This is a genomic window from Rhodopirellula sp. JB055, assembly GCF_043100905.1.
Lineage (GTDB): Bacteria > Planctomycetota > Planctomycetia > Pirellulales > Pirellulaceae > Rhodopirellula.
In genome coordinates this window covers 1-25,687 of the sequence record NZ_JBICHO010000148.1, presented here as the reverse complement: position 1 = coordinate 25,687, position 25,687 = coordinate 1, and the positions used below count along the sequence as shown (strand labels likewise).

The window sequence follows — 25,687 nt, the reverse complement described above, 5'->3', positions numbered from 1 at the left end:
CGACAAGACACCCGACGCGACGCTATACGCCGCGATCCACCGCGACCTGCGAAACAGCGAGGACGCCCGCTTCAAGAAGACTTCCGCTAGGCCGGTTGACCAACGCGTAGGAAACGAATGCCAACGATGCCCCACGTCGCGAGGCCTCCCGCCTTGCGGTGTCTCAATTTCGCACATTCCAAGAGGACCAAACCATGAAGACGTTTTACGTCGCCACCCTGGCCCGCTACATTCCAGATTGACGTTGCGGACGAAACTTGCTGCCTCCTACGGATCGCAGACCTGCCACAACATTCACCTGGATTTCTTGAATTCTCGCTGGTTGTTGTCGTTTGTCTTGCACGGCGAATCTTCACGGGAGAGAATTTGCATGATCCCACACCCCACCTACGCATCTTTTTGACAAACGTCGCTGTTCCCACCTGCGACCGGAACCAACGCCCAATCGAATCACATGATTCTGCCGACAATCCCGCCGACCCGTGTTCGTTCGAACGCCCACTCGTACGCGTTCTGAGTCTTCAAGGAGAGTTTCTATCATGCTCTTGCCCCCACGGATTCGAATCAGCCTGGCAGTTGTGATGTTGGCGGCGGGAATGTGCGGTGCGCAACAACCAAGGGCAAGATTCTTCACCGACCATCGAACCGAGACCCAAGAAGGTAGCGATCGGGTCGACGGACATCTGGAATATCCCCTGACTCCGTTTCAGATGCATCGTTTTCCACGCGGCCTGCTCTCGAACCCCATTCGTTCTTCACCGCGGCAGGTGCGGGGAATTGTCACGTGAGTTGTCGGGGTTTCCCAATCGAGTGACCTTGCCCCTATCATGTGTCGCCGGCCAATGAACGGCCGCGAACATTGAAAAGGCTGGCACAGAAGGAAGATTGAGTTGTTGGAATTGAAGCATCGTGCGATGGCATGCGACTTTGTGGTGCTGGTACCGGATGAGAATCAACGGGTCGGCAATCGCTCGGTCGCGGACGTTGTGTTGCGGCACCTCGAATCGATTGAAGAGATCGAGCGAACGCTCACGGTCTATCGCGATGACAGCGAGATCGCACGCATCAACGCATTAGCCTTTGAACACCCCGTTCACTTGAAGCGATCCACGTTCGATCTGTTGCAAAAAGCAACTGCTCTGGCCGAGCAGACTGAGGGCGCCTTCGACATCACCGCCGGGCCTCTGGTGGAAATTTGGGGATTCACGAAACGGAACGGTCGCAAACCCAAACCAGACGAAATCAATGCGGCTCGGCAACGCGTTGGGTGGAAGCAACTGATTTTGGACCCTGAAAATCGTACCGTGCGTTTTGGCTTGAAAGACATGTCGCTGAACCTGGGTGCGATCGGCAAGGGGCACGCGATCGATGTTTTGGCCGCTGCCTTGCGTGCTGATGGGCTCCAGGACTTTCTGATTCACGCTGGTCACAGCAGCGTTCTGGCGGCAGGAGATCAGAATCCAGTTGGGCTGTCAGCGGAGGATCCGACCGTGGCCGATGAAGACCGCCCCGCCGGATGGCTGGTCGGCGTGTCCCATCCCACACGTCCAGGCCGTCGGCTCGGCGGACTTTGGCTGCGAGACGAAGCGTTGTCGACCAGCGGCAGCGGCAAGCAGTTCTTTCACCACCAGGGCAAACGATACGGCCATGTGATCGATCCTCGCACGGGATACCCCGCTGGCCAGTGGTTGTCATTAACGCTGACAACGGCCAACGCAGTTGACGCGGACGCCTTGTCGACCGCTTTGTTTGTCATGGGAAACGAGGACGCGAAAGCGTATGCTGCGGAACACGGCATCGGTTTGGTCTTGATCGGTGCCGGTAAACGCCAGGATGAGGTCGTGATTGACCGGGCGGGCCCCTTGATCTGGCACGACACTTGATCAACGTTCCACCATTTCACGGTCGGTCCGAGCAAACGTCTTCGGCTCGCACAAGCTCACGCAAAATCGGCGATCAGCAAGAGACCGAATGCGTGGTTCCAACGTTTGTTTCCGATTCCCTGGCCGCCTTCCCTTCATCATCGCATCGTCCTCGCTGGCGAACTCTCATGTCTGATTCTCACCCCAGCATTCCCTCTTCGAGCAACCCTTCGTCCGCCAATCCAGTGGAACTCGATCCCAATTCGGCGGTCCATGATCCCCCGCGATCGATCGCGCCAACGCCGCAACTGTCCCGGCGAGGCCTCTTCATCGCATTGGCGACGGTCTGTTTCGTGCCGTTGTTTGGGCTGACTCTTTACGCGGTGATCTTTGGAAAAGCCAGCGAGCACGATCTACCGGTCGAAATTTTGATCGACCGACGTCCGTTGTTGACCGTGGAAGGCAACTCGAAGTTGCTGGATGATGTGGTGGTGGTCACGAACGAAGCCGACTTTGAAATACCCAACATCACCATGAATCTGAACGGCCAGTACTTTCTGTACCAAGACAAACCCCTTGAGGTCGGTGAAACTTTGGTTCTCCGCCAAGCGGCGTTTGCGACCAAGAGCAGTCAATTTTGGGTTCCGGGGCGCTATCCGATCACAGAAATCACTGTAACTGGGAAGTTGCCCACTGGTGCGAGAGGCGTCAAAGAGGTGCAATTCTGAGTTTGATGCTTCGAACGAAAATTTCTTACACAGGAAACTCTGGGTGAGCTCGGTTTTGGATTCCAATTGGACGCGAGATGACGCGTCCCGAATGTACGACATCGACCGCTGGGGTGGCGGTTACTTTTCCATTTCCGACACGGGAACGGTGTTGGTTTCACCGGACCGGGATCCATCCCGCAGCATTGACCTGAAACAGTTGGTCGATCGTTTGGGACAGCGGAATCTGGACCTGCCGGTTTTGCTGCGTTTCAACGGGATTCTGCGGGACCGTTTGCGACAACTGGACGAGTGTTTCAAAAACGCGATTCGCGACCACGCATATCAAAACCGCTACCGCTGCGTGTTTCCGATCAAGGTCAATCAACAACGAGAAGTCGTCCAACAAATCGTCAGTGAAGGCGCCCGGTTGGGGTTCGGCATTGAAGCCGGCAGCAAACCTGAACTGGTCGCCGCAGTCGCGATGGGTGACGCGAGCGTCCCGGTCGTTTGCAACGGTTTCAAAGACGAAGAGTTCATTCGGTTGGCGCTTCTGGCGCAACGCCTCGGGAGAGCTGTGTTGCCAGTGGTAGAAAAGGTCAGCGAGCTGGACTTAATCCTGGACGTTGCCAAAGACATCGGCGTACGCCCCACCATCGGAGTGCGAGTCAAGCTGGCAACTCGCGGCAGCGGCCGTTGGCAGGCCAGCGGCGGATACCGCAGCAAGTTCGGTTTAACTGTTGCTGAGCTGCTCGATCAACTGGACCGCTTGATCGCGATGGACATGGGCGATTGCCTGCAGTTGCTGCACTTTCATGTCGGCAGCCAAATTGGCAACATACGCCAGCTCAAATCAGCGATCATGGAGGCAGCACGTATCTACGTTGACTTGGTACGTCGCGGTGCCGGGATGCGTTACCTCGACGTCGGCGGTGGACTGGGAGTCGACTACGACGGTTCCCGAAGTGACAGTGAATCGAGCATGAACTACACCATGCAGGAGTACGCCAATGACGTCGTCTATCACACCCAAACCGTTTGCGACGAAGCCGGAGTGCCACACCCCGAATTGATTTCGGAGTCTGGCCGTGCTGTGGCGGCTCATCACAGCGTGTTGGTGATGGAGACGCTCGGCGTGACTTCTCAAGGCGTTGCGAATCTTCCGGCATGGGCCAAGGTCGAGGGTGAACCGGTCTCACCGGAACACGGTGGTATCGAGATGAATTCGATAGGGGCAATTGAAACATCCGAAATGGAAGGCCCACCGAAATCGTACGAACAACCGGTGCATGACCTGTGGGACGGATATGTTGATATGACCCTGGCCAACATGATGGAGACGTTCCACGACGCGCAAGTCTCGCTGGATCTCTGCATGAACTTGTTCAGCGGTGGTTACCTGCCGCTAGAACAACGCGTGGCCGCAGAGAACCTCTATTTCGCGATCTGTCACCGCGTGCGCGAACTGGCCGAATCGATGGAGGAGCGTCCAGATGACTTGAAGCATCTCGATCGAATGCTGTCAGACATTTACTTCGCGAATTTTTCGTTGTTTCAGTCGATGCCGGATTCCTGGGCGATCGACCAACTGTTTCCCATCATGCCCATTCATCGGTTGCTTGAAAAGCCGACTCGACACGCGGTGCTAGGCGATATTACCTGCGATAGCGATGGCAAAGTCGACTCCTTCGTTTGCGGAGGTGATCAACAAAACACACTGATGCTGCACCCACTGAAATCAGGTGAGCCCTACCAATTGGCTGTGTTCATGGTGGGGGCTTATCAGGAGATCCTAGGCGACCTGCACAATCTATTTGGCGACACGCATGCGGTTCACGTGGATATCGAAGATGGAGTGACCAAGGTTCGATCGATCGTCAAAGGGGACACCGTGTCGGAGGTCTTGGGGTACGTGCAATACGAAGACCGTGAATTGATTGAGAACCTGCAGGACTCGGTCGAAACAGCGATTGGCATGGGTAAGATCGATCATCAACAAGCCGGCGAGACCGTCGCGGCGTACGAACGCGCGCTCGGCGGTTACACGTATTTGTCGACGCGCACAAAATGATTTGCGAACCAGCTCTGGCCTCATAACAGGGCAGGGCCACGGTTCGCGTTCCTTCGTTCTCATCTTCACGCTTTTTGAACTGGTATCGATATCGACACCGCAATGCGCATCGCGTTTTGCTGTCGCCGTTCGACGTGGACAACGTGGAATTGCTCCGCGGGCACGGCAGCGTTCGAGATTGACAGGAATTGCATTGGGTCTAAACAACGTCGTCGAATTTCCGCCCCGCGATCTTCAACCGACACACCATGAGACGGCCCCAGTGCCCGTTCACACTTGAGTCGAGGCGCAGTTCAGACCGGCATCCTGGAACGAAAAAAGAGCGTGCACAAAATGATTTGCACACGCTCTTTCTGCTGTGGTTGTCTTTTCAATGTGACGTCTTGAACTGAACTTCTACATCACACCGTCGGTCCGGATGTGACGACGTGTTCCCGACCGCGACCGAATGAATCAGTCGCGACGTCCTATGATCCCTGCTTGATTGTTCAATACAGCAAAAGCTCGAAACCGGCTTTCAACACGACCGCGTCATCGAAGCCCATGTTGGCGCCGTCCCAGGTGGCGTAGTCCGCCAAGTAGTCGATTCCGAACACGGTGCGACCCGGAATGCCCCAGACGCAGATGTCATGTTTGACGTCGATGCCGTAAGTGGTCGTGAACTTGTTGTTTGAATCACTGGTCAAACCATCGCTGCTGACAAATTGGCCATCCAAATCGTACAGCCCCAGACGCAAGTCAACCCAAACTGGACGACGGCCGAAGACGGTTTCCCATCCAGCGACGATGACCGCACCGCGATAGGAGTTGTCCAGTTCGTTGTCGCTGATCTCCTGCTTCCATTCCATTTGGCTGTAGCCGGTCCCGGCCGACAAATCGTGAACGCCGAAGGTCCACGTGTCTCGCATGACGGCGTCAAAGCCATACATCTCGGTGTCATCCGAGACGGCGTAAGTGAAATTGCCTTCCACGCTGGTTCGATACCCATCGAAGCGATGATGGCCACGAATGTCGGTCATGAAACCAACCGAATCGCCTGAATCACCTTGGAAACTGGGCAGTAGAGGTGCCCAAATCGCCTTGCGACTGGTCAGTTCAGTGCCATCAATGGCGTGTGCCGAGGATGCCGACCATGTCACGGCAGCGAAACCGAGCAGGGCAACGCCGACTCGCAGAATCAATTCGAATTTTGTCTTTGTCATCGCGTCACTCATGTTGGCATTGGGAGGATGCACAGGACGAATCGTTCACGGCGAATGGGCCGTTGACTGTTCGATCGACGCGAGGACCGCCTCACGCGTCTGTCTGAGTTGACTTCGGCACCGGTTCACGGGCCCCCACGAAGAAGTCGCAACATTGCTCTCAAGTTCTCGTTGGAAGCGGTCGCGTGACACGCTTGTCAAAATCACAACGGCTGACAAACTTTTCTTCAAGTCGCGGAAACGATGACAGCCGTTGCCGATCCGTGCGAGGTGTGAGAGATCGCCATAACATTCGGTTTGGCCAGCGGAGCCGCGTGGGTGACAATGTTCAGCGACTCATTGCATTCGCCAGCGTGAGCCACCGGCGGCGTGATTCCTCGCTGCGCGGCGACAACTGCTGAAATGAGCCCCAGCATTCCGGTCGCTGCGCCGGTGTGCCCTAACACCCCAATCGGCAAAGTCACCGGCACTTCGGGCAACGCATTTTTAAGTGCAGTCGCTTCCTGCGCGTCAATGACAGGGTCGCCCATCCCGTGGCCGACCACCAATCCGATGTCTTCGGCGGTCAATTCCGCGTCTGACAACGCGCCTTGAATAGCAGCCTCTATGGCTGCGGCGGAGCCACGCCCCGCATTCTCTTCCGATGAACTGGTGAATTGCCCTGCCACAAACGCCGCCGACGGGACAAAACGAGAGGCCATCCCCAGGACTTTCGCGATCGGTTCACGATTTCCGGCAGAGGCTGACTCGGACGTTTCCAAAATTAGACACGCGGCGCCTTCCCCACGAACGATTCCACCAGCTTCTTTCGCGTGAGGGCGACTGCTGCGTTCAACCGGATCAAACGCTTTGGCAAGCGGCTGGTCCTCAGTAAACATTGTGCGAGTCGTGTTCATCCGTGAGCCGGCCGCGGCAGCAACCATCACGTCAGCGATCCCACGACGCAGGTAGCCACAGGATTCCAACACAGCATTGCTTCCCGACACGTCTCCGACGGTCAGTGTGTTGTTGGGTCCATGCGAATTAACCGCAATGCCTACGTGACACGCCGGCATATTGGGCAGGTACTTCAGCATCCACAGAGGGGTGATCGATCGCATCGCGGCGTTCCCGAACTTCGACCGATCAATTTCATTGCCCTCAGTCTTGCACGCGGCGAACGCATCGGCCAGTTCCTCTGGATCGCCGTACAGCATTTCGCTGCCGAACACGGTGCCGATCCGATCGACCGCGATGCGTCCGGACTTTGCGGCTTGCTCAGCCTCTTCCGCGGGAAGCAACGAAGACAACCCCGCGTCCTCAATCGCCATTTGCGAGGCGGCGAAAGAGGTTTGAATCTCGCGGCACATCACCTTCAACGCTTTTCGCGGTTTGACGTATTGCTTGGGGTCAAATTCGGTGATCGGTGCGCCGATTTCGATCTTCGATTCGGGCCGTGTTTCACCGGAGTCGCCTTGTTCGAATTGGAATCTTGCCGTTGCGTTCCGATCCTTTTCGGTGGAATCAACCAACTCGATGACTCCGCTCTTCGCTTCGAGCAGCGATTGCGTGAAGGCTTCCCGCCCCAAACCAATCGATGAAACCACACCGACGCCGGTGATCACGATGTCACTGCGGTTCATGAAAGAATCGGTCAAAACAGGAGAAAACGGGACAAGCGGGTGGCAGCAGTATGATCCGATCGAAGGCTTGAAACCAGACGGTGCCTGTCAATCTAGGCCGACAAAATCAATTGGCGCGTCGATGTCTGGATGCAAACTCTGATGAACGGGGCATTTCCGAGCCGCTGCAACCAGTCGATCTCGCATTTCCGGTTGCAAATCCAAACCAGCCGGAAAAGTGACCAGGGTCTTGAGGCTGGCAATTCTGCGAACCGGAGTGCTCGCCATTTCCTTTTCGACTCGAATGGCGGTTCCACTCAAGTCAAGCTGGTGCCGATCGGCAACCAATCCCATGATTGTCATGACACAGGTACCCAGGGCGGTGGCGACCAGATCCGATGGCGAGAACGAGGCACCCCGGCCACCGTTGTCGGTGGGCGCGTCGGTGAGCAATTTCGTTCCGCTGGGGCCATGCGTGGCTTCGCAGTGAAGTTGGCCTTGGTAAACCGCAGTGATTTCAACAGACATGCGTCACATCCAAAAAGAGCGAGGGGCAAAAGCCGGCCGGGCGACCAACCAACAAAAAACGCGGACGGAATCAAGTTCCGCCCGCGAGTTTGGTGATTGTCAATCGGTTGTTCAACCGGTCGATGTTTGGTCGATCAAGCTGGCGCTTCGGCTTCCAGTTCCGCAACCAACTCTTCGTTCTCATGCTTGGGCGCTTTGAAGGCGACGATCAGAATCAGGTACAGAACTGCCATCGTGCAAGGGACCAAAGCGGTCACGCGGAGTGCCATACGGCTACCGTACAACGTCGCCGCCGAGACTGGTTCACTGTCGACCGCAGCAAATTCTTTGTTTGTTTCCCACCAAGTGTATTGCTTGCGCAGTTCTTCATACTTGGCGTCTTCCCAGTCATCGCCAGCCAGTTCGCGGTCCGCTTCGATGGCGGCACCTGAGTCCTGGATCATCTTTGATTTAGCACCATCCAAACCGGTGATCGCTGGGAACACCAAGAACTTGTTTTCGTTCGGTGCTTTGACTCGCTCGAACGTCTCGGGGGCCGTCTCTTCCAACTGCTGAGAAGCGTAGTAGTCCTGTTTGTAGCCAATGCCGGGACCACCCAACAAACCAGCCGAGAGCATCCCAACACAGCCCATGATGGCCATGCCGACCGTCGCACTTTTGGGATAACGTTCACCCAAAACACCGAGCATGGTCGGCCACAAGAAGGTTTTGCCAACGGCGTAAACGGATGCTGCCAAGAACATGAACCCGACGTTCGTACCGATACTGATCAGGTAAAGGCCGCAGGCACCAATGACAGCACTGACCATGAGCAGACCAAGCGACGAGATCCGGTGAACGATTGGACCGGCGAAGAATCGCAAAATGGTCATCAACAAAGACGTGTAGATGAACAGAGTGGTTCCGGTGCTTTCACTGTTAAGAATGCTGCCGGTGATTTTGTTGATCCAACTGTCAGTCCCCAATTCGACATAACCGACCAATGCGTGTGCGACCAGCAAAATCAGGAAGAATGGACCGATCAAACGGCTGATCATCCCGCCGTAAGAGATGTCACCGCCTTGAGCAGCCGTTTGCGGAAACGGCTCCGTCAGCACGATGAATCCATAGATCAATACGGGGATCAAGAACGTCGCCATCAAGATTTCCCATGCGACGATTCCGGAGGCGAACACGATCAAACCACCCAGCACCAAGCCCGCCGGCCAACCGGCGTGAAGGATGTTCAGATAGTGCGTCTTTTGGTCGGGGAACAAAGTGGCAGTCAGCGGGTTGATCACCGCTTCGCAGATGCCGTTCCCGACCGCGAAAATGAACATTGACCAATACAGAATCGCGTAAACCGCGTCCTTTCCGCTGGCGTTGAAAACCGGCGTGGCTGCGAACAGCATGGCAGCCGAGACAACGTGGCAAACCAAAGCCGCCATCAACAACTTCTTGTAACCGATCACGTCGATCAAGAATCCAGCGAACAGGATCACAACGCCAAAGCCAACCAAACCACCGCCGGTGATTTGTCCGAGTTCGGTCATGGTGAATCCGTATTGCCCCGCCCAAATGCCTAGCAAACCACCACGGACCCCAAAACCAATCCCGGCGGCAATGAGGGTTAGAATTCCAGCGACTAGCAGTTTCTTGCGATTGTCCATCGGCATCTCTTGGGAATGTTGTAGGGGCGACTAAACGGCTGTTGACGCCAGGATTGCGGCAGTATAGTTGCATTCCGATTCGCGAGGAATCGGTCTTGAGCGACATAAAATCGCTCCGGCAAGACTCTGGAAGGGCCCCGCGATCAAAATCGATTCGTTTGCTTCAGCTTGCCACACCCGATGGTTCGTTGAACGGCGGTTGCCTCTGTTCACACGACACACTGGGGCCGCAGCAAACCCGGCTCTTGCCTGACCCGCGAGTTCGGTTTCATCGTCACAAGCGGAACGTTTTAACAAGCTCTGTTTTTTGGGGCTGGAATTGGTCGAAACCATTTGTGATCAACTCCCGACCGATCTCTCCCCGCGTCGTTGTTGGCATCACACTTTGGATGACGTTTGTCGTCGTTGACTCCAAAGCGTTCCGTTCATTGGCACCTCCCATTTGCCTCTGCACACTCGTGAACGCGTTCGGGTTGATGACGCACCCGTCGCAGTGATGCATCGACTCGTGATTTGTCGGAACCACCTCCCTTTCCCGACCGGATCGCCACCGATGACTTTTTCCGAATCTCTGGAGCAGGACGAACTCGCGCTGCTAAAGAAGAGTCGACGCAAGACGCCGACACGCCGAAGTGAAGCCGCACAATCGCCTTTGGAAACCTACCTTCGCGAAATCAACGAGACGCCGTTGCTGACCGCAGCGGAAGAACTCGAACTCGCGGCTCGCATTGCACAAGGCGATGTGATGGCTCGCGATCAGATGGTTCGAGCGAACCTGCGATTGGTCGTGAACATCTCTCGAGGCTACACCGGCAAGGGACTCGGACTTCAAGATTTGATCGAGGAAGGCAACCTTGGTTTGTTACGAGCGGTCGAAGGTTTTGACCCAGCTCACGGCACGCGTTTCAGCACCTACGCGAGCTACTGGATCAAGCAGTCGATCAAACGCGCTCTGATCAACTCCGCGAAAACCATTCGCATTCCGGCGTACATGGTTGAGTTGTTGAGCAAATGGCGGCGAGCGACGGCGCGATTGAACGACGAACTGGGACGAACGCCCACCAACGAAGAAGTCGCACGGGTTCTCGGACTGCCCAAAAAGAAGTTGCCGATCATTCGCAAGGCGATCAAGATCAACAACTCGACGCCGCAAAGCGATCAAACCGAGGCGGGTTGGTCACTGGGCGACATGGTGCAGGACGAACGCCTGAAGGCTCCCGATGAGGAAATGCTCGATCACGACATCCTCAAACACGCGATGAGCTTGCTGGGTGATTTGGAAGACCGAGAATCAACTGTCCTCAAGCTGCGATTCGGGCTGGGCGGTGTCGAGCCAATGACGTTGAAGGAAATCGGCGCCGAACTTGGGCTGACTCGTGAACGCGTTCGGCAAATCGAAACGGAAGCCCTGCGTCGACTGGCCGATGGGTTGACCGATCCCCGCGAACGCGGTTTCTGACGCCAACGCGGCAACTCGCACCCGACGCAAAATCAGATCCGCACGGCACGTCGTTTCCAGCTCAACGGCGAACGCGGTCCTGAAAACAATCGCGAACGGTGCGAGTGCGGGAAAAAGGTCCATCGACGATGATTCAGTCGACGCCGGTTCACTCGGCGAACAACGAACTGCGAACCTCTTCCTCGATGGACTTTCGTTGGCTCATCACGTCCGCAAACGTGGGTGCATCCAGGCTGTAAGTCACCGTTTCGGTCTTCGCATCCACGTGAGCGTTGCGAGGTTCTCCGGTCAACAACGCGGTTTCCCCGAAATAGGCTCCCTCGGTCAGTTCCGCGACTTCGCGAAAATCGTTGCCGCCGGGTTGGGTGGGCTGCTTCACGGAAACGGTGCCTTCGCGGATCAAATAGAATCGATCGCCGACGTCGCCGTACGTCACGATTCGGTCGCCCGGCCCGTGTTCGGTTCGCGTCATGCTGCGTGACAATTCCGTCAAGGTGCTGATGGCGACCCCGGAGAACACGCTGCACTGTGACAGCATTTCTCCTAGCACCGCGGCTTCGCTCAGGTTGGTGTCTCGGGCGATCTTCCCGAAGTCCATCTTCACGATGCGATCCGCCACGTCCAAGATTCGGTTGTCGTGAGTCACGATCACAATCGCCACGCCGCGCTCGCGAGCCTCACGCTGAAACAACGTGACGACTTGCCGCCCCGATTCTTCATCCAGCGCCGCGGTGGGCTCATCCGCCAACAGAATGTCAGGTTGATGCACCAAACCACGCGCCACCGCGACCCGTTGTTTTTGACCGCCGGACAGACCGCTGGGTTTGTACTGGATTCGATCGCCCAGCCCCACGGCGGTCAACATTTCTGCACAGCGTTCGTTTTCAGCTTTGCGAGACGACCGGTTCGGTTGCAGTTCCAACGCCATGCGGACGTTCTGTAACGCAGTCAACGATCCGAACAAGTTGTGTGCTTGGAAAATGAAACCCAGGCGTTTGCGAAGAGAGCCAATGTTGGTCTGCGAAAGATCGTGCAACGGATGTCCGAGAACGTGAAGTTGCCCCTCTTGGACACGACGCAACGTGCCGATCAAGGTCAGCAAGGTGGTTTTGCCGGAGCCAGATTGCCCGGTCATGATCACGATCTCGCCCGGTTGAACCTGCAGATGGTTGTCGTGTAGCACCTGTTTCCGCGCATCACCGGTCCCGTAGTAGTGATTCACGCCGCGAACATCGATCGCAGCGGACCCGTCCAAAGCGAGCTCAGGGGTGATCCCACGCGAAGCGGGAGCACGAACACCGCTCGTGCCATGGGAGTTTTCGTTTCGAAAGGGAATTTTCACGCGAATTTTCAGGACATTTTGCGTGCCAGACCCTTCAATCGCGATGGCCTGGCGGAGCGGAAAAACGTTACCTTAGCAACTTGTCACGAATCCATGTCACCTCGTTTCCGCAGTTGTTCCACGTGCCCCAAGCTAAGCAACCGATCTCCGCAGGGTCGAACCAACCGGGCGTGATCCGATTGCCCCTCCCACTTGCAATCGGTGTCTTCGCGTTGGCGTGCGGCTGCGGAGGACAAACCAGCTCTGATTCCAACCTCGCGACGACGCCGGACAAGCCAACACAGACAGTGGCACTGCAACGCGTGATGGCGCTTGGGACGCTCGAACCACGCGGTGGAATTTTGGCGGTCATGGCGGCCCCGGGAGATCGCGTCGCCAAGATTCATGTCGAATCGGGACAAGATGTCTCCGCCGGAACCGTTTTGATGGACTTGGAAAGTCTGCCGGCTCGGCAACTCGAACTGACCATCGCTCAAACCAAACTGGACGAAGCCCGACGGCGCATTGCCGCAGAACGCTCCGCAGGAGAAGCCAAACTGCAAGTGGCACGTTCTTCGTTGAAGCAAGCTGAGTCGAAACTGAAGGACGCACAGAAGCGATTCAAAGAATCCAAAGCTGAAGGCGGGGAATTGAATCTATTGAAACAAGCCGCCGATTTGGGACTGCGTCGTTTGCGTCAGTTGGAATCAGCCTCGCGTGACGCGGCGCGACAGCGTCTGGTTTCGGAAAACGCCTTGGACGCCGAAGCGTTGAAGGTCAGCGAATCGCAGGCACGGTACGACTCGGCGTTGCGTGATGCTCAAGACGCGATTGACGAAGGACAGTTTGCGGTCGATTCAGCCGAGCAGGAAATCCGAGCGACGGAATTGTCGTTGATTGCAGCGGAACAGTCCGCTTCGCTGGAGTCGCTCAAGCAACAGATTGAACTGCTGAAGTACAACGTCGCGACATCTCGGTTGGTCGCACCGACGAAAGGACGTGTGTTACGGATCGACGCGACCATCGGAACCGCGACGGGGGTATCGCCTTTGATGCATCTGGCCAACACCAACGAAATGATCTGCTTGGCGGAAGTCAATGTCGCCGATCTTTCACGCGTCGAAATCGGCCAGCCCGCCATCATCACTTCGCCCGCGTTGCGGAATCCACTGCATGGCAGCGTTCAACGCATTCACTCCTTGATCGCCGCACCGACGTTGGCCAGCCCCTACCCGATGGCCGCGGTGGATCGCTATTCCGCCGATATAGAAATCGCGATCGACTCCAAGGACGCCGAGGCCGCCAGCCGTTTGATCGAGCTGCAAGTTGACGTCGAAATCAAAACGGGGCATTCCGCAAAATCAGCCGCAGTTGCGTCGGCAGCGAAATCGTGACGGAGACGGAAAATATTGCGAGGCCAAAGTCGACTCCAACCCGCCGACGCCGCAAACGTCTTGGTGGAAAACGAACGTCGTTGGCGTGGTCCAATCTGAGTCACATGTGGATTCGCACGGTGGTTTCGATTTGCGGGATTGGATTCGCGATCCTGTTGATGTTCATGCAACTCGGGTTCCTGGGCAGTGTCGGCGACACCGCGACCGTTTTGCTGGACCAAATGCCGTGCGATTTGCTGGTCCGTTCACCGGACTACTTGCATGTCTACGATGCGTCCACCACGCAAAACGAATTGCGGCCATGGTTGAAATCCATTGACGAAGTGGACGATGCGATTCCACTGGACATCGGTGTGACCCAGTGGACCAATCCCGTCAACCAGAACCCGCGAGCGATCGCGGTGATGGGAATCGACTTGGACGCCCCAGCGTTTGACCTGCCGGAATTGACAAGGGAGGTACGGCGTGAGTTGTCGGTCGCCGGAGCTGTCTTGGTTGACGATGCCACCAAAGCTGATTTCGGGCCACAAAACGGTGAAAACTTTGGACCAGAAGACATCGGAACCGTTGCGGATGTTTTCGGCACGCCCGCGAAAATCGTGGGCACGTTCCATTTGGGCACCGGATTGGCCGCGAACGGAGCGTTGCTATGCACGCGGGAGACGTTTCGAAAGCTTGTTCCGGGCAGTAGCGACGACCAGGTTTCGCTGTTGCTGATTCGTTTGAATCAAGGCGTGACTCAAGAAAGAGGACGCCATATGGTTGCCGGGCGTTTGAATTCGCTCGCCGGGCCCGCGTCCAGTGCCACCGTGATGACGATCGACGAAGCCAAAACGGCAGAACGTTGGCGATGGTACACCCAGACACCCATTGGAATGATCTTCGCAATGGGCGTGGCGTTGGCCGTCGTGGTGGGCGGCGTGATCAGCTACATGATTTTGGCTTCTGATGTGCAAGCCCACCTCAGTGAATACGCGACGCTTAAAGCGATGGGGTACGGGACGGGGTTTCTGATCAAAACGTTGCTAACCCAGTCGACTCTGCTCGCAACGATTGCCTTTCCGCCATCCGTCCTGGCTGCGCTTTTGCTCTACGCCATCACGTCAGCGCTCGCGGGCATCCCGATCCGCATGACCTTCACGTGGTTGCTGCTAGTTGCGGGGTTGTCATTGCTGATGTGCAATGCAGCCGGACTGATCGCGATTCGCAAATTGATTCGAGCGGAACCCGCGAATTTGTTCTGATGTGCTGCGGATTGTGCGTCCGCTCAATCAGATCGCGGGATGCGATTTGCAAGATCGGCCTACGTTCAACTGAAGTTGGGAGTTGGCGGACGGTAGTCACCCAAGTCAATTGTTTTGAACCAATCAATTGTGTGCTGCAGCCCTTGGTCCAACTCGATCTTTGGTTCCCAACCGAGTTTTTCCTTGGCCAGTGAAATGTCCGGACGACGTCGCGTCGGATCGTCCGATGGCAACGGCGCTTCGATCAGTTTGCTGCTCGATCCAGTCAGTTCGATCGTTTTTTCCGCAAGCTGTCGAATCGTGAACTCGTGTGGGTTGCCGATATTCACTGGCCCGATGAACCCATCGCAGTTCATCATCCGGATGATCACGTCCACCAAGTCATCTCGGTAACAGAAGGACCGGGTTTGCGAACCGTCACCAAAGATGGTGATGTCATCTCCCGCCAACGCTTGGCGGATGAAGTTCGCGACAACGCGTCCGTCAAAGGGGTGCATCCGCGGACCGTAGGTGTTGAAGATCCGAACAATCCGGACATCCACGCGGTTGCTGCGGTGGTAGTCCATGAACAAAGTTTCGGCGACGCGTTTGCCTTCGTCGTAGCACGCCCGAATCCCGATCGGATTGACGCTGCCACGGTAAGATTCCGTTTGCGGGTGTTGTTCGGGGTCGCCGTACACTTCGCTCGTGCTGGCCTGCAAAATCCTGGCCCCACATCGCTTGGCAATCCCAAGCATGTTGATCGACCCCATCACACTGGTTTTGATCGTTTTGATGGGATTGAATTGGTAGTGTCCTGGAGCGGCGGGACAGGCCATGTTGTAGATCTGGTCGACCTCCAGATGAATCGGCAGAGTGATGTCGTGCCGAATCAGTTCAAAGTTCGGCTTGTCGAGCAGGTGCACGACGTTGGATTTTTGACTGGTGAAAAAATTGTCCAAGCAAATCACATCGTGACCATCGCTCACCAATCGCTCACACAAATGCGAACCCAAAAAGCCCGCGCCGCCCGTTACCAATATGCGTTGAATCATCAATCAAGCCGTTTTCAGAAAACCGTCGTCGGTTAGAAGTCAAAAATGCAACCAAGTTGCGAAAACGGAACAGTCCAGTGGCTTCGTCGTCAAGCCAAGTTCCAACGTCGCGCGTCTGTGCACGGGCAACTCTAACCGCTGGCTCGGTTCAGGCAGCCGCAATGTTTGCAGAAATCGGCGACTCATTGGAGCCGCCCAGCGACAATTCAGGACATGCGTTTTACGCGGAATGCGATGGCGTACACGTGCCTGCTGGCTCGGGTTCAATCGACCTGCAGTTCGCGGTTGTCAATCAATCGAGTCGATCCAATCCGAGCCGCAATCAGCGCGACTGCGTTTTGCATGACCTGAGGCATCGGCAGCAAGCTCTCTCGATCTACCACCACAGCGTAATCAACGCTGTCACAATCGGACAAATGCGCCGCAAGGATCGATTCGAGCCGTTTTGTGTCGCGTTCGCCTTCACGAAATGCATGTTCCACTTTGTTAAGGGACCGAGACAAACATAACGCTCGCTCACGTTCGCCCTCGGAGAGATATCGATTGCGGCTGCTCATCGCCAAACCGTCTGGTTCGCGGACGATTTCGCAGGGCACAATCCGCGTCGGCAAATTCAGGTCTCGCACCATGTGCTCGATCACACAGAGCTGTTGAAAGTCTTTGCGGCCGAAGAATGCGAAGTCTGACGGAGCGGCCTGGAACAGTTTCAGCACCACCGTCGCAACACCGACAAAATGTTCCGGCCGGTGGACGCCTTCCAGCGGCAATGCGACGGAGGAAGGCTGCACCGTTGTCGCGGTCTGCCCTTCTTGTTGCGGGTACATCTCTTCTGCCGATGGCAAAAAAACGGCCTCGACGCCCGCCCGTTCGAGCTTCGCAAGGTCCTCATCGAGCGGACGCGGGTAGAGATCCAGGTCTTCGTGAGCGGCGAACTGAGTTGGGTTGACGAAGATGCTAGTGACGCAGTGGTCGCAACGTTGCTTGGCCGCTTCAACCAGAAACAGATGTCCATCGTGTAGCGCCCCCATCGTTGGCACCAAACCGATGGTTCGTTGTTCGAGGGATTGTTGGCGACACCATGTTCGCATGGAATCAATGGTCGAAAACGTTTGCAACGTGGGGCCTGGATCAAGGTGCGGACGGGGGCGGATATGCAAGTCAAAGCCATTCATTTTGAATGACAATTCGGTCAATCGTTGTTGGGCCCCGTGACTCCATCGAGGACCTCTTCGGAGACAAAAATTGGCAACGGCGGATCGAATGTGACGGCGACCGCGATCGCGTCGCTTGGTCGGGCATCGACTTCGATCAGTTCACCGCTGTTGGTTCTCAGATGCAGTTGAGCGAAGTACGTGTGCTCCGACAAATCGCTGATCACGACCTGTTCGATGGTCGCGTCGAGTGATTCAGCGACGTTGACGATCAAATCGTGCGTTAATGGACGGGGGGGCACGTAGTCGTTTTTCACCCGTCGATCGATGTTGGTCGCTTCGAAAATGCCAATCATGATCGGGAATTGGCGAGTGCCGTCGACTTCCTTGAGATAAATGACTTGATTGTCGGTTAGCTCGGAAATGATGATCCGAGCGAGTTGCATTTGGACGGTCATGAAAAAATTCGCCGAAAGGATCCAGGAATCACGCGAATCAAAGGGTTCGCATGGGCCGAGTTTTCAGGCTCGACTCCTGCATGATATCGCAGCCCCTCGGCGGCTTCCATGATGAGGATCTCGGATTGTTCCGGTTGTGCCGGTAGCAGGCAGGGGATTTTCTAGGGGCCAACGAATTTGGGGTTGCACCCAACGCACGTTCTCAAAACGCGGCCCATGTTTGAGGTGGATGCAGAGCCAAGTGCTTTTCGTCCAGGGTCACTCCGTTGCTTCGGCACCCCACTGGTTGGCCCCTTCTACTCAACATCAACCCATCTTTGGGATAAATAACATGACTCGGATCAACACCAACGTTTCTTCTTTGGTCGCACAAAACCGTCTCCAAAGCAGCAACAGTGACTTGCAAACATCTTTGACTCGCTTGAGCACCGGTCTTCGGATCAACTCGGGTAGCGACGACCCCGCCGGGTTGCTGGCTAGTGAAGCACTTCGTAGCGAAATCACCGGTCTCACCAAATCGATCAGCAACACGCAACGTGCTAGTCAGATCATCAGTACCGCCGACAGCGCACTGGGCCAAGTCAGCAACTTGCTCAACGACGTCCGTGGCTTGGTCGTCGAAGCAGCCAACTCGGGTGCCTTGAGCAACGAAGAAATCGCCGCTAACCAGTTGCAGATCGACAGCTCGCTCGAAGCCATCAACCGAATCGCACAAACGACGACCTTCCAAGGTCGGAAGTTGCTCGACGGTTCGCAAGACTTTGTCAGCACCGCAAACAGCGTGAGCAGCCTCAGCGACATCTCGATTGATCAAGCCAACCTCGGCACAACCGGTCAAATCGACGTGGAAGTGGTCATCAACTCGGCTGCAACGCAAGCCAGTGCAACCGCCAGCGATTCGGGATTCACCACGGCTGCAAATGCAACGGCGAGTACACCTGATGTTGGAACAGCCGCCCAGAATATCGGTGGTGAAACCATCGACATCACCGGTGAAGGTTTGACCAGCATCGTCATTGACAATGACAAGACAGCAAGCGGGGCAGGCTCCGCTTCGTTCGATGCCGATACCGGCGTGCTGACGATCAGTGGCAACTTCGATGGAGATTCAGCGAATCCAGGTGAAGTCGATGCGGACGTCGACGCCGATGTGGTGCAGGCAGCGATCAACTCCCTTGAAGGTTTTGTCGCGACAGGTTCCACGGGGGCCGGTACCCCAGCCGCCGCAACCGCAGCGACGGTCGACACCAATGGAGCCGCACTGCAGATTGATGCCGCGTCGCTGGGGTCGGACTTCAACAACGTTTCGATCAACTTTGTATCCGGTGCTGCGAACGAAGCTTCGTACGATGAAGAGCAAAAGGTGCTGACGGTTACCGTCGACAGCAGTGCTCCTCAAGACGCATCCGCTCTCGCAACAGCAATCGAAGCGGTCCAAATTGATGGCGAACAAGCCTTCAACGTGACTGCCAACGCAGACGCTCAAGTCGACATCACCGATGGCATCGACAGCTTGGACACCGGGAACACGGGTGGCGAAGTCCTGAACGCTGACTTGGTCTTCCAGCTCAACGGCGAGAACGGAGCCGAGACGTTCAATTTCGGTGCCGGCACCAGCAAGGATCAAATTGCTGCCGCGATCAACTTGGTGTCTGACAGCACCGGCGTCGAAGCCGATGCCACGAACGGTTTGGAGTTCACGTCAACGACCTACGGTAGCGATGCATTGGTCAACATCGACGTCATCAGCGAAGGTGATGGTGGAACGTTTGAAGCGAGCCTGGACAACGTGCGTTCGACCGGTGCCGACATCGTTGCCACCGTCAACGGTGTGACCGCCAACGGCAACGGAAACAGCCTGTCGATCAACACCAGCTCATTGGACTTGAGCTTGACGGTTGACGACGGAAGCTCGACGAACTTCAGCTTCAGCATCACCGGTGGTGGAGCAACGTTCCAACTGGGTCCAGACGTGACCAGCACGCAACAAGCGAGCCTCGGCATTGGCAGCGTTTCAACTGGTAAGTTGGGCGGTGCGTCCGGTCGTCTTTACGAGTTGGGCAGCGGCCAATCCAAAAGCCTGACCAACGACGTCGAAGGAGCCGCCAAGGTCATCGATGAAGTCATCGGCAAGGTCGTTGGCTTGCGTGGTCGTCTCGGTTCGTTCCAAAGCACGACCCTGGAAAGCAACTTGGTATCACTCAACGAAACCAAAGCCAACCTGCAAGAAGCTGAAAGCTCGATCCGTGACGCCGACTTCGCACAAGAATCGGCCAACTTGACTCGTGCTCAGATCCTGGTTCAGTCCGGTACCAACGTGCTATCGCTGGCCAACCAAAACCCACGAAACGTGTTGTCGTTGCTGGGTTAATCAACTCTTCGGCTTGACCTGCCACTTTGATGGCAGGCCAGCCCAAAACATTCAAGCAAAAACGAAAGCAGGAGCGAACCACGGTTCGTTTCTGCTTTTTTGCTGTCGTCACAGAACACATTCGATTTTGCAGTCCCTCTTGGAGCCTCGCTGGTGAGGTTGGGTTATGCGAATTGACAAATGTAAACCTGGACCGATTGCACAACTTTCCCGGGCCGCGTCGCTATTCATCGCGCATCTTCAACTAGACGAATAACGCAGCAACGAATTTCTTTCTTTTGACGAGGGAAGCGGTTCGTTGTGTTTCGGTCTGACTGTGCCCCACCCGATGTCTTTCGATGAAGAATCAACGTATTCAAGTCGATAACTGATACGCTGCATGCCGGAAATCATCCTGCGTGCCAGTTTCCAATTCCCGCAACCGGAAACCCGATGTACAACACGGCAGACTCCTTCTTCCCACCCCCAATGAATCATGTGGGCGACGAATCTTCTTCAGTGACATCGATCGACCCGCAAAACGGCACGAGCGAAATGTCGTCCCAATCGACGCCACTTCCGACCGGACCGAAGCCACTCAGCGAAGGCGTGGAAAATTTCGGTCGGCGCAGCGGCGATGCGTACCTCGAATCCATGGTGCAAACGGCTTCGCCAGCGCGATTGCGTCTGATGTTGATTGAGCGAGCCGTCGAAGTCTCGCGTCACTTGGCCCATCACTGGAATTCCCAGCCTGGGAAACGCGGGACGAACGAGTATTCACTGAAACTGCTCGAATTGTTGTCGGAATTGCTCTCCGGAGTTACTGACAAGTCCGTCGAAGTCTGCCGGACCGTTTCCGATCTTTACGTGTTCTTGTGCCAACACCTGATTGCGGCCGAAAAGAATGGCGATTCATCGATGATCGATGAAATTCGATTGGTTTTAGAAACCGAAGCTGAAACCTGGCGAATGGTTTGTGCTCAAGAAGGATCCGACAAATCAGCGTCCAACAAACGCATCGCGGAAGTGCTTTCGGACAACGGCGGATTGAACCTGCAGGGCTGATCACGATCTGCCCTCAACGTGCACATCGCAAAGCGATGCATTGACAACGTTTCCATAACCGGTCTGCTCACACAAAAGCGACCGTCGTGACTGGCTGAATCAAGGAAAGATTCGCCCATCCTTCAGGCCGGACGCCGCTTCGTTTTCCAACGCTACCGGCCTGTTGTGCTATGTCGTCCACGCTTGAAACCGCAATCGAAGAACTCGCTGGAACGCGTTGCTTGGTCACGGGCGCAGCAGGATTCATCGGCTCGCAGATGGCGGAACGCTTGCTCGATGCAGGCGCCCATGTCGTGGCCCTTGACAATCTCAGCACGGGCTTTCGTCACAATTTGGAACCCTTTCTGGCGGGGCCAAATCAGAATCATTTGACGTTCATCGAGGGTGATGCCGCTGATCGCAGTTGCGTCCAGAAGGCCGTCGAGGACGTCGATCATATCTTCCACTTTGCCGCGATGGCCAGCGTTCCACGCAGCATGCGAGAACCGGGCTTGTGCCACGAATGGACGACCACCAGCACCGTCGAGTTGCTGGCCGCAGGCGCTGCTGCAGGAGCCAAACGATTCGTGCTCTCGTCGACCAGTGCGGTGTACGGGAACTCGCCCTACGTTGCCAAGCGAGAGGACGACATGCCTGCCCCCTTGTCGCCTTACGCAGCGGCAAAGCTGTCGTCGGAAAACTATTGCCAAGTCTTTCAGCGTGAATTCCCAATCGAAACGGTCGTGCTCCGCTACTTCAATGTGTTCGGTCCAAGACAGGATCCACAAAGCGAATACAGCGCCGTGATTCCGCGTTTCGTCTCGATGATTCTCAGCGGCGAACGTCCCATCATCTACGGGGATGGCCAGCAATCCAGAGACTTCGTGTTTGTGCGAGATGTTGCCAACGCGAATATGCTGGCAGCGACGGTCAAGGACGCGGCGGGCGGAACCTTCAATGTGGGTCGGGGGCAACGCACCACGTTGCTGGAGTTGCTCGACACGCTTCGCGACTTGCTGCAGGGCGATATTCAACCGATTCATGAACCGCCACGTGCCGGTGACGTTCGTGATTCATTAGCGGACACCAACCAAATCCGCTCGCGACTCGGGTTTGAACCAACCGTGGACATGACCGAAGGACTGCGGCAAAGCATCGAGTACTACCGCGGCATCTGCTCCAAAGATTGATCCGCTTTCGTTCAGCCCCGCCGCACTGAGAAACGTCCATCGCTGAATCGGCTTACGATTGCGACGCCCGTTGATTTTCTTTCCGCTAGCAGAGGAAACTCCCATGCGTCTTTGGATGCTGTCGCTGATTCTGGTCGCCCCAATGCAACTTGCCGTCGGCGGGCAGACCACCGCCAAGCAGCCGATGAACGTTTTGTTCATCATCTCGGACGACCTCACCTCCACAGCGCTCTCTTGCTACGGAAACCAAGTTTGCCAGACTCCCAACATTGACTCGTTGGCCGCCGAAGGAACTCGATTCACACGGGCCTATTGCCAAGCGACCTATTGCGGCCCCTCTCGAGCGTCGTTCTTGTCGGGTTACTATCCCCATGCTACCGGTGTGCTGGGGTACAAGAGCCCTCGTCCGCAGATTGGTGATCGACAGACTTGGCCGCAGTGTTTTAAAGACCAGGGCTATTACACCGCCCGCGTGAGCAAGATCTATCACATGGGCGTGCCTGGCGGAATCGAATCTGGCGGTGACGGTTCCGATGACCCGATTTCTTGGACGGAACGTTTCAACAGCCAAGGCCCCGAATGGAAAGCAGCAGGTGATGGCGAAACACTGGAGAACAACCCTGACGGAACTCGCCCGGTTGTTGGAGGCAACACGTTTGTGGTCGTTGAAGCGGACGGTGGAGACGACGTTCACTCGGACGGAAAAACCGCGGCGAAGGCCTCGGAACTGATCCGTAAAAGGCGTGAACAACCATTTTGGTTGGGCGTTGGGTTTGTGCGCCCTCACGTTCCCTTTGTCGCTCCCGCAACCTACTTTCCGCCGTTCAAACCGTTTGAAAAGCTTTCTTTGCCAGAACGTGTTGACGACGACTGGGATGACATCCCCACGTTGGGCATCAACTACAAAACCAGCCGCAACATGAAGATGGACCTTCGCCGACAACGTAAAGCCGTCGGCGGCTACTACGCGTCCGTCGCATACATGGATGCCCAAGTCGGCAAAGTGCTGGCAGCACTTCGAGAATCAGGGCAAGAAGAGAACACGATCGTTGTTTTCACCAGTGACCATGGCTACCACTTGGGCGAACACGACTTCTGGGCCAAGGTTTCGCTCAGAGACGAATCCTCGCAAGTTCCTTTGATCATCAAAGTTCCCGGTAAATTGCCCGGCGTCTGCGACAGCCTGGTGGAGATGTTGGACCTGTACCCAACTCTGGCAAACCTTTGCGATTTGCAGGTTCCGCAGCATGTCCAAGGCAAAGACATTTCCGAGATGCTGGACGATCCAACGCACTCCGTTCGCGACGCAGCATTCTGTGTTGCTCCGATGCGCAAAGGGTTTCTTTTGCGAACGGATCGCTGGGCATTCATTCAGTACAAAGAAGATGCGTCCGGCGGAATCGAACTGTTCGACATGCAGAAGGATCCCAAGCAGTTCAACAACCTCGCGAATTTGCCTGATCACGCCAACGTCGTCGCAGACATGAAGTCACGGTTGACTGAAAAACTGGCCGATCTCCGAGCCAACGACTTGAATCACTGAGCACAACGAAGGTGTGCAGTTGATCGAGGCGGCGTTTTAGCGGGTTTCACTATGATGCACCTCTCCCGAAACGAAGTTTGGGGAGAGGTCGAGCGACGCAGAAATTAGATCGTCTGCGTCGGATTGCATCTGTCCGTTGCCGCGTATGACACGGAATTGAGCGATGTCACCAACAGACTTCATTCATCGTCTTGGTAGTACAAGCTCGCGTTCACGTTGCCGCAGTATTCGCAGTGGGCGGGAATCCGCTTTCCAACTGAAGCTGCCCCGCAACGGATTCCGCCGACGTCCCAAACCGACTGCTCTCGGTGGCACTGTGGACAACGGATCATCCACCTTTTCGACGAATCACGGACACGAACAAACCAAGCGGCTGGCAAAACCGATTCTGCCATTCTTTGGATCTTCGACATCGTCACACCTCGGTCCACTAGAGCCCGCGAATTCGACACCATGACTCCAGTCTAGCGGACTGTGCACTGCAACGGGCATTGAACTGATAGCGAATCCGTTAGAATCACAAAGCGACAGGCATCCATGACCACGAATCCACTGGGCGGAAACTTTCGATGAAGGCAATTTTGGCACTGGATCAAGGAACAACAAGTTGTCGAGCGATCTTGTTTGCTCACGATGGATCGATCATCGGAATGACGCAAAAGGAATTCACTCAGTTCTACCCCAAACCAGGGTGGGTGGAACACGACGCGAATGAGATTTGGCAAACGCAATTGGCGGTTGCTCAGGAAGTGCTTCAGCAGCACGACATGGACGCGTCGGACGTGCATGCCATCGGAATCACCAATCAGCGCGAAACCACTTTGGTGTGGGACCGGACCACCGGCGAACCGAACCACAACGCGATCGTTTGTCAAGATCGACGAACCGCGCCCGATTGCGATGTTCTTCGCGAAGCGGGCCAGTCCGAATTGGTCCAAAGCTAGTCGGGACTGGTCATCGACGCGTACTTCTGCGCGACGAAATTGAGCTGGATCATCAAGCACGTGCCGGGCGCAAGAGAGCGAGCCGAAAAAGGAGAACTCGCGTTTGGAACCATCGACAGTTGGTTGTTTTGGAAACTAACGGGCGGGAAAGTCCACGCGACCGATGTCACCAACGCGTCTCGAACGATGCTGTGGAACATCCACACGGGCAAGTGGGATGAGGAACTGCTCGAGTTGTTCGGTGTTCCCAAAGCCTTGCTTCCAGAAGTTCATCCTTCCAGCCACGTGTTTGGGGAAACGGAACCTTCTTTGTTTGGCAAATCCATTCCACTGGGCGGTGCGGCCGGTGACCAGCAGTCAGCTCTGTTTGGCCAGAACTGCACCAAACCTGGAATGGCCAAGAACACTTACGGCACCGGTTGTTTCATGCTGATGAACATCGGCGAAACACCTTCCCCTTCACCCTCGCGTTTGTTGACAACGGTCGCTTGTTGGAATCGCGACAGAAAACAGTATGCGTTTGAGGGCAGCATCTTCATCGCTGGTGCGATTGTGCAGTGGTTGCGAGACGGGCTGGGGATTATCGATTCTTCCTCGGAAGTTGAGTCGCTGGCATCCAGTGTCGACGACACAGACGGCGTATATCTCGTTCCAGCCTTTGCTGGTCTCGGCGCGCCACACTGGGATTCCTACGCACGTGGGATTCTCGTGGGTTTGACCCGCGGAACCACCAAGGCCCACATCGCTCGCGCTGCACTTGAAGGCATTGCGTTTCAAGTCGCCGATGTGCTGGATGCAATGCGAAAGGATTCCGGCGTCCCAATCGAAGAACTGCGAGTCGAGGGGGGGGGGGGGCCCCCACAGAAAAATATTGAGTTGAAAACGGGCCAAAAAAGAGGCCCCGCGGGGGGGGGCCAACCCCACGAAAACACCAC

General features: G+C 55.9%; 19 protein-coding genes and 1 pseudogene. 11 read left to right on the top strand and 9 right to left on the bottom strand.

From position 1 onward, the window contains the following. Positions 1–914 precede the first annotated feature (914 nt). From ACF8AM_RS06215 to speA, 3 genes are all read left to right on the top strand, one after another. Positions 915–1,883 carry an FAD:protein FMN transferase gene (locus ACF8AM_RS06215; protein ID WP_392554792.1) on the top strand — a complete coding sequence of 323 codons (969 nt, stop codon included), beginning with the start codon at positions 915–917 and terminating at the stop codon, positions 1,881–1,883. 167 nt (positions 1,884–2,050) lie between these two features. After that, the gene (locus tag ACF8AM_RS06210) at positions 2,051–2,590 is read left to right on the top strand and encodes a hypothetical protein (protein ID WP_392554789.1); all 540 of its coding nucleotides are present in this window, start codon (positions 2,051–2,053) and stop codon (positions 2,588–2,590) included. 43 nt (positions 2,591–2,633) lie between these two features. Then, positions 2,634–4,640 carry a biosynthetic arginine decarboxylase gene (gene speA / locus ACF8AM_RS06205; RefSeq protein WP_392554788.1) on the top strand — a complete coding sequence of 669 codons (2,007 nt, stop codon included), beginning with the start codon at positions 2,634–2,636 and terminating at the stop codon, positions 4,638–4,640. A 488-nt stretch (positions 4,641–5,128) separates the two neighbouring features. Here the strand turns inward: speA and ACF8AM_RS06200 are convergent, their stop codons facing one another. From ACF8AM_RS06200 to ACF8AM_RS06185, 4 genes are all read right to left on the bottom strand, one after another. Next, positions 5,129–5,842, bottom strand: coding sequence for a hypothetical protein (locus ACF8AM_RS06200; protein ID WP_392554787.1), 714 nt, complete (start codon positions 5,840–5,842; stop codon positions 5,129–5,131). A 227-nt stretch (positions 5,843–6,069) separates the two neighbouring features. Next, complete coding sequence (locus ACF8AM_RS06195) at positions 6,070–7,464, bottom strand: beta-ketoacyl-[acyl-carrier-protein] synthase family protein (RefSeq protein ID WP_392554786.1); 1,395 nt, start codon at positions 7,462–7,464, stop codon at positions 6,070–6,072. A gap of 87 nt (positions 7,465–7,551) precedes the next feature. Beyond that, positions 7,552–7,971 (bottom strand): OsmC family protein, encoded by a 420-nt coding sequence (locus tag ACF8AM_RS06190; protein ID WP_392554785.1) that lies wholly within the window; start codon positions 7,969–7,971, stop codon positions 7,552–7,554. Positions 7,972–8,105: 134 nt separating this feature from the next. Then, positions 8,106–9,620: an MFS transporter gene (locus ACF8AM_RS06185; protein ID WP_392554784.1), complete on the bottom strand. Its 1,515-nt coding sequence runs from the start codon at positions 9,618–9,620 to the stop codon at positions 8,106–8,108. 496 nt (positions 9,621–10,116) lie between these two features. Here ACF8AM_RS06185 and ACF8AM_RS06180 point away from each other — a divergent pair, with 496 nt between their 5' ends. After that, positions 10,117–11,079: an RNA polymerase sigma factor RpoD/SigA gene (locus ACF8AM_RS06180; RefSeq protein ID WP_392554791.1), complete on the top strand. Its 963-nt coding sequence runs from the start codon at positions 10,117–10,119 to the stop codon at positions 11,077–11,079. 148 nt (positions 11,080–11,227) lie between these two features. Here ACF8AM_RS06180 and ACF8AM_RS06175 read toward each other — a convergent pair whose 3' ends face one another. Beyond that, entirely contained in the window at positions 11,228–12,421 is a 1,194-nt protein-coding gene (locus ACF8AM_RS06175; protein ID WP_392554783.1) for an ATP-binding cassette domain-containing protein, read from the bottom strand. Positions 12,422–12,591: 170 nt separating this feature from the next. Here ACF8AM_RS06175 and ACF8AM_RS06170 point away from each other — a divergent pair, with 170 nt between their 5' ends. Next, the gene (locus ACF8AM_RS06170) at positions 12,592–13,794 is read left to right on the top strand and encodes an ABC exporter membrane fusion protein (protein WP_392554782.1); all 1,203 of its coding nucleotides are present in this window, start codon (positions 12,592–12,594) and stop codon (positions 13,792–13,794) included. Between the two features lie 80 nt (positions 13,795–13,874). Continuing rightward, positions 13,875–15,038 carry an FtsX-like permease family protein gene (locus ACF8AM_RS06165; RefSeq protein WP_392554781.1) on the top strand — a complete coding sequence of 388 codons (1,164 nt, stop codon included), beginning with the start codon at positions 13,875–13,877 and terminating at the stop codon, positions 15,036–15,038. A 65-nt stretch (positions 15,039–15,103) separates the two neighbouring features. Here the strand turns inward: ACF8AM_RS06165 and ACF8AM_RS06160 are convergent, their stop codons facing one another. From ACF8AM_RS06160 to ACF8AM_RS06150, 3 genes are all read right to left on the bottom strand, one after another. Continuing rightward, positions 15,104–16,072 (bottom strand): UDP-glucuronic acid decarboxylase family protein, encoded by a 969-nt coding sequence (locus ACF8AM_RS06160; RefSeq protein ID WP_392554780.1) that lies wholly within the window; start codon positions 16,070–16,072, stop codon positions 15,104–15,106. A 263-nt stretch (positions 16,073–16,335) separates the two neighbouring features. Next, positions 16,336–17,187: a pantoate--beta-alanine ligase gene (gene panC, locus ACF8AM_RS06155; protein WP_392554790.1), complete on the bottom strand. Its 852-nt coding sequence runs from the start codon at positions 17,185–17,187 to the stop codon at positions 16,336–16,338. A gap of 74 nt (positions 17,188–17,261) precedes the next feature. Further along, complete coding sequence (locus ACF8AM_RS06150; protein ID WP_392554779.1) at positions 17,262–17,681, bottom strand: bifunctional nuclease family protein; 420 nt, start codon at positions 17,679–17,681, stop codon at positions 17,262–17,264. 331 nt (positions 17,682–18,012) lie between these two features. On the opposite strand from ACF8AM_RS06150, the gene ACF8AM_RS06145 reads away from it, so the two are divergent. The 4 genes from ACF8AM_RS06145 (at position 18,013) to ACF8AM_RS06130 (ending at position 23,808) form a co-directional block, all read left to right on the top strand. After that, a complete protein-coding gene (locus ACF8AM_RS06145; protein WP_392554778.1) occupies positions 18,013–20,052 on the top strand; it encodes a flagellin in 2,040 nt (679 codons plus the stop codon). Positions 20,053–20,586: 534 nt separating this feature from the next. Continuing rightward, positions 20,587–21,096, top strand: coding sequence for a flagellar export chaperone FliS (gene fliS, locus ACF8AM_RS06140; RefSeq protein ID WP_392554777.1), 510 nt, complete (start codon positions 20,587–20,589; stop codon positions 21,094–21,096). A 170-nt stretch (positions 21,097–21,266) separates the two neighbouring features. Further along, the gene (locus tag ACF8AM_RS06135) at positions 21,267–22,265 is read left to right on the top strand and encodes an SDR family oxidoreductase (RefSeq protein WP_392554776.1); all 999 of its coding nucleotides are present in this window, start codon (positions 21,267–21,269) and stop codon (positions 22,263–22,265) included. Positions 22,266–22,368: 103 nt separating this feature from the next. After that, positions 22,369–23,808: a sulfatase gene (locus ACF8AM_RS06130; RefSeq protein ID WP_392554775.1), complete on the top strand. Its 1,440-nt coding sequence runs from the start codon at positions 22,369–22,371 to the stop codon at positions 23,806–23,808. A 179-nt stretch (positions 23,809–23,987) separates the two neighbouring features. On the opposite strand, the gene ACF8AM_RS06125 is transcribed toward ACF8AM_RS06130, so the two are convergent. Next, a complete protein-coding gene (locus ACF8AM_RS06125; protein WP_392554774.1) occupies positions 23,988–24,140 on the bottom strand; it encodes a hypothetical protein in 153 nt (50 codons plus the stop codon). A 237-nt stretch (positions 24,141–24,377) separates the two neighbouring features. On the opposite strand from ACF8AM_RS06125, the pseudogene glpK reads away from it, so the two are divergent. Continuing rightward, positions 24,378–25,601, top strand: a pseudogene (glpK, locus tag ACF8AM_RS06120) (glycerol kinase GlpK); the annotation flags it as partial. Positions 25,602–25,687 lie beyond the last annotated feature (86 nt).

What these genes read in the sequence shown, in the direction of transcription:
- ACF8AM_RS06215 (WP_392554792.1), top strand. Translation starts at nt 915, where the DNA reads ATGGCATGCGACTTTGTGGTGCTGGTACCGGATGAGAATCAACGGGTC.
- ACF8AM_RS06210 (WP_392554789.1), top strand. Translation starts at nt 2,051, where the DNA reads ATGTCTGATTCTCACCCCAGCATTCCCTCTTCGAGCAACCCTTCGTCC.
- ACF8AM_RS06200 (WP_392554787.1), bottom strand. Translation starts at nt 5,842, where the DNA reads ATGACAAAGACAAAATTCGAATTGATTCTGCGAGTCGGCGTTGCCCTG.
- ACF8AM_RS06195 (WP_392554786.1), bottom strand. Translation starts at nt 7,464, where the DNA reads ATGAACCGCAGTGACATCGTGATCACCGGCGTCGGTGTGGTTTCATCG.
- ACF8AM_RS06190 (WP_392554785.1), bottom strand. Translation starts at nt 7,971, where the DNA reads ATGTCTGTTGAAATCACTGCGGTTTACCAAGGCCAACTTCACTGCGAA.
- ACF8AM_RS06185 (WP_392554784.1), bottom strand. Translation starts at nt 9,620, where the DNA reads ATGGACAATCGCAAGAAACTGCTAGTCGCTGGAATTCTAACCCTCATT.
- ACF8AM_RS06180 (WP_392554791.1), top strand. Translation starts at nt 10,117, where the DNA reads ATGCATCGACTCGTGATTTGTCGGAACCACCTCCCTTTCCCGACCGGA.
- ACF8AM_RS06160 (WP_392554780.1), bottom strand. Translation starts at nt 16,072, where the DNA reads ATGATTCAACGCATATTGGTAACGGGCGGCGCGGGCTTTTTGGGTTCG.
- ACF8AM_RS06150 (WP_392554779.1), bottom strand. Translation starts at nt 17,681, where the DNA reads ATGACCGTCCAAATGCAACTCGCTCGGATCATCATTTCCGAGCTAACC.
- ACF8AM_RS06145 (WP_392554778.1), top strand. Translation starts at nt 18,013, where the DNA reads ATGACTCGGATCAACACCAACGTTTCTTCTTTGGTCGCACAAAACCGT.
- fliS (WP_392554777.1), top strand. Translation starts at nt 20,587, where the DNA reads ATGTCGTCCCAATCGACGCCACTTCCGACCGGACCGAAGCCACTCAGC.
- ACF8AM_RS06135 (WP_392554776.1), top strand. Translation starts at nt 21,267, where the DNA reads ATGTCGTCCACGCTTGAAACCGCAATCGAAGAACTCGCTGGAACGCGT.
- ACF8AM_RS06130 (WP_392554775.1), top strand. Translation starts at nt 22,369, where the DNA reads ATGCGTCTTTGGATGCTGTCGCTGATTCTGGTCGCCCCAATGCAACTT.
- ACF8AM_RS06125 (WP_392554774.1), bottom strand. Translation starts at nt 24,140, where the DNA reads ATGATCCGTTGTCCACAGTGCCACCGAGAGCAGTCGGTTTGGGACGTC.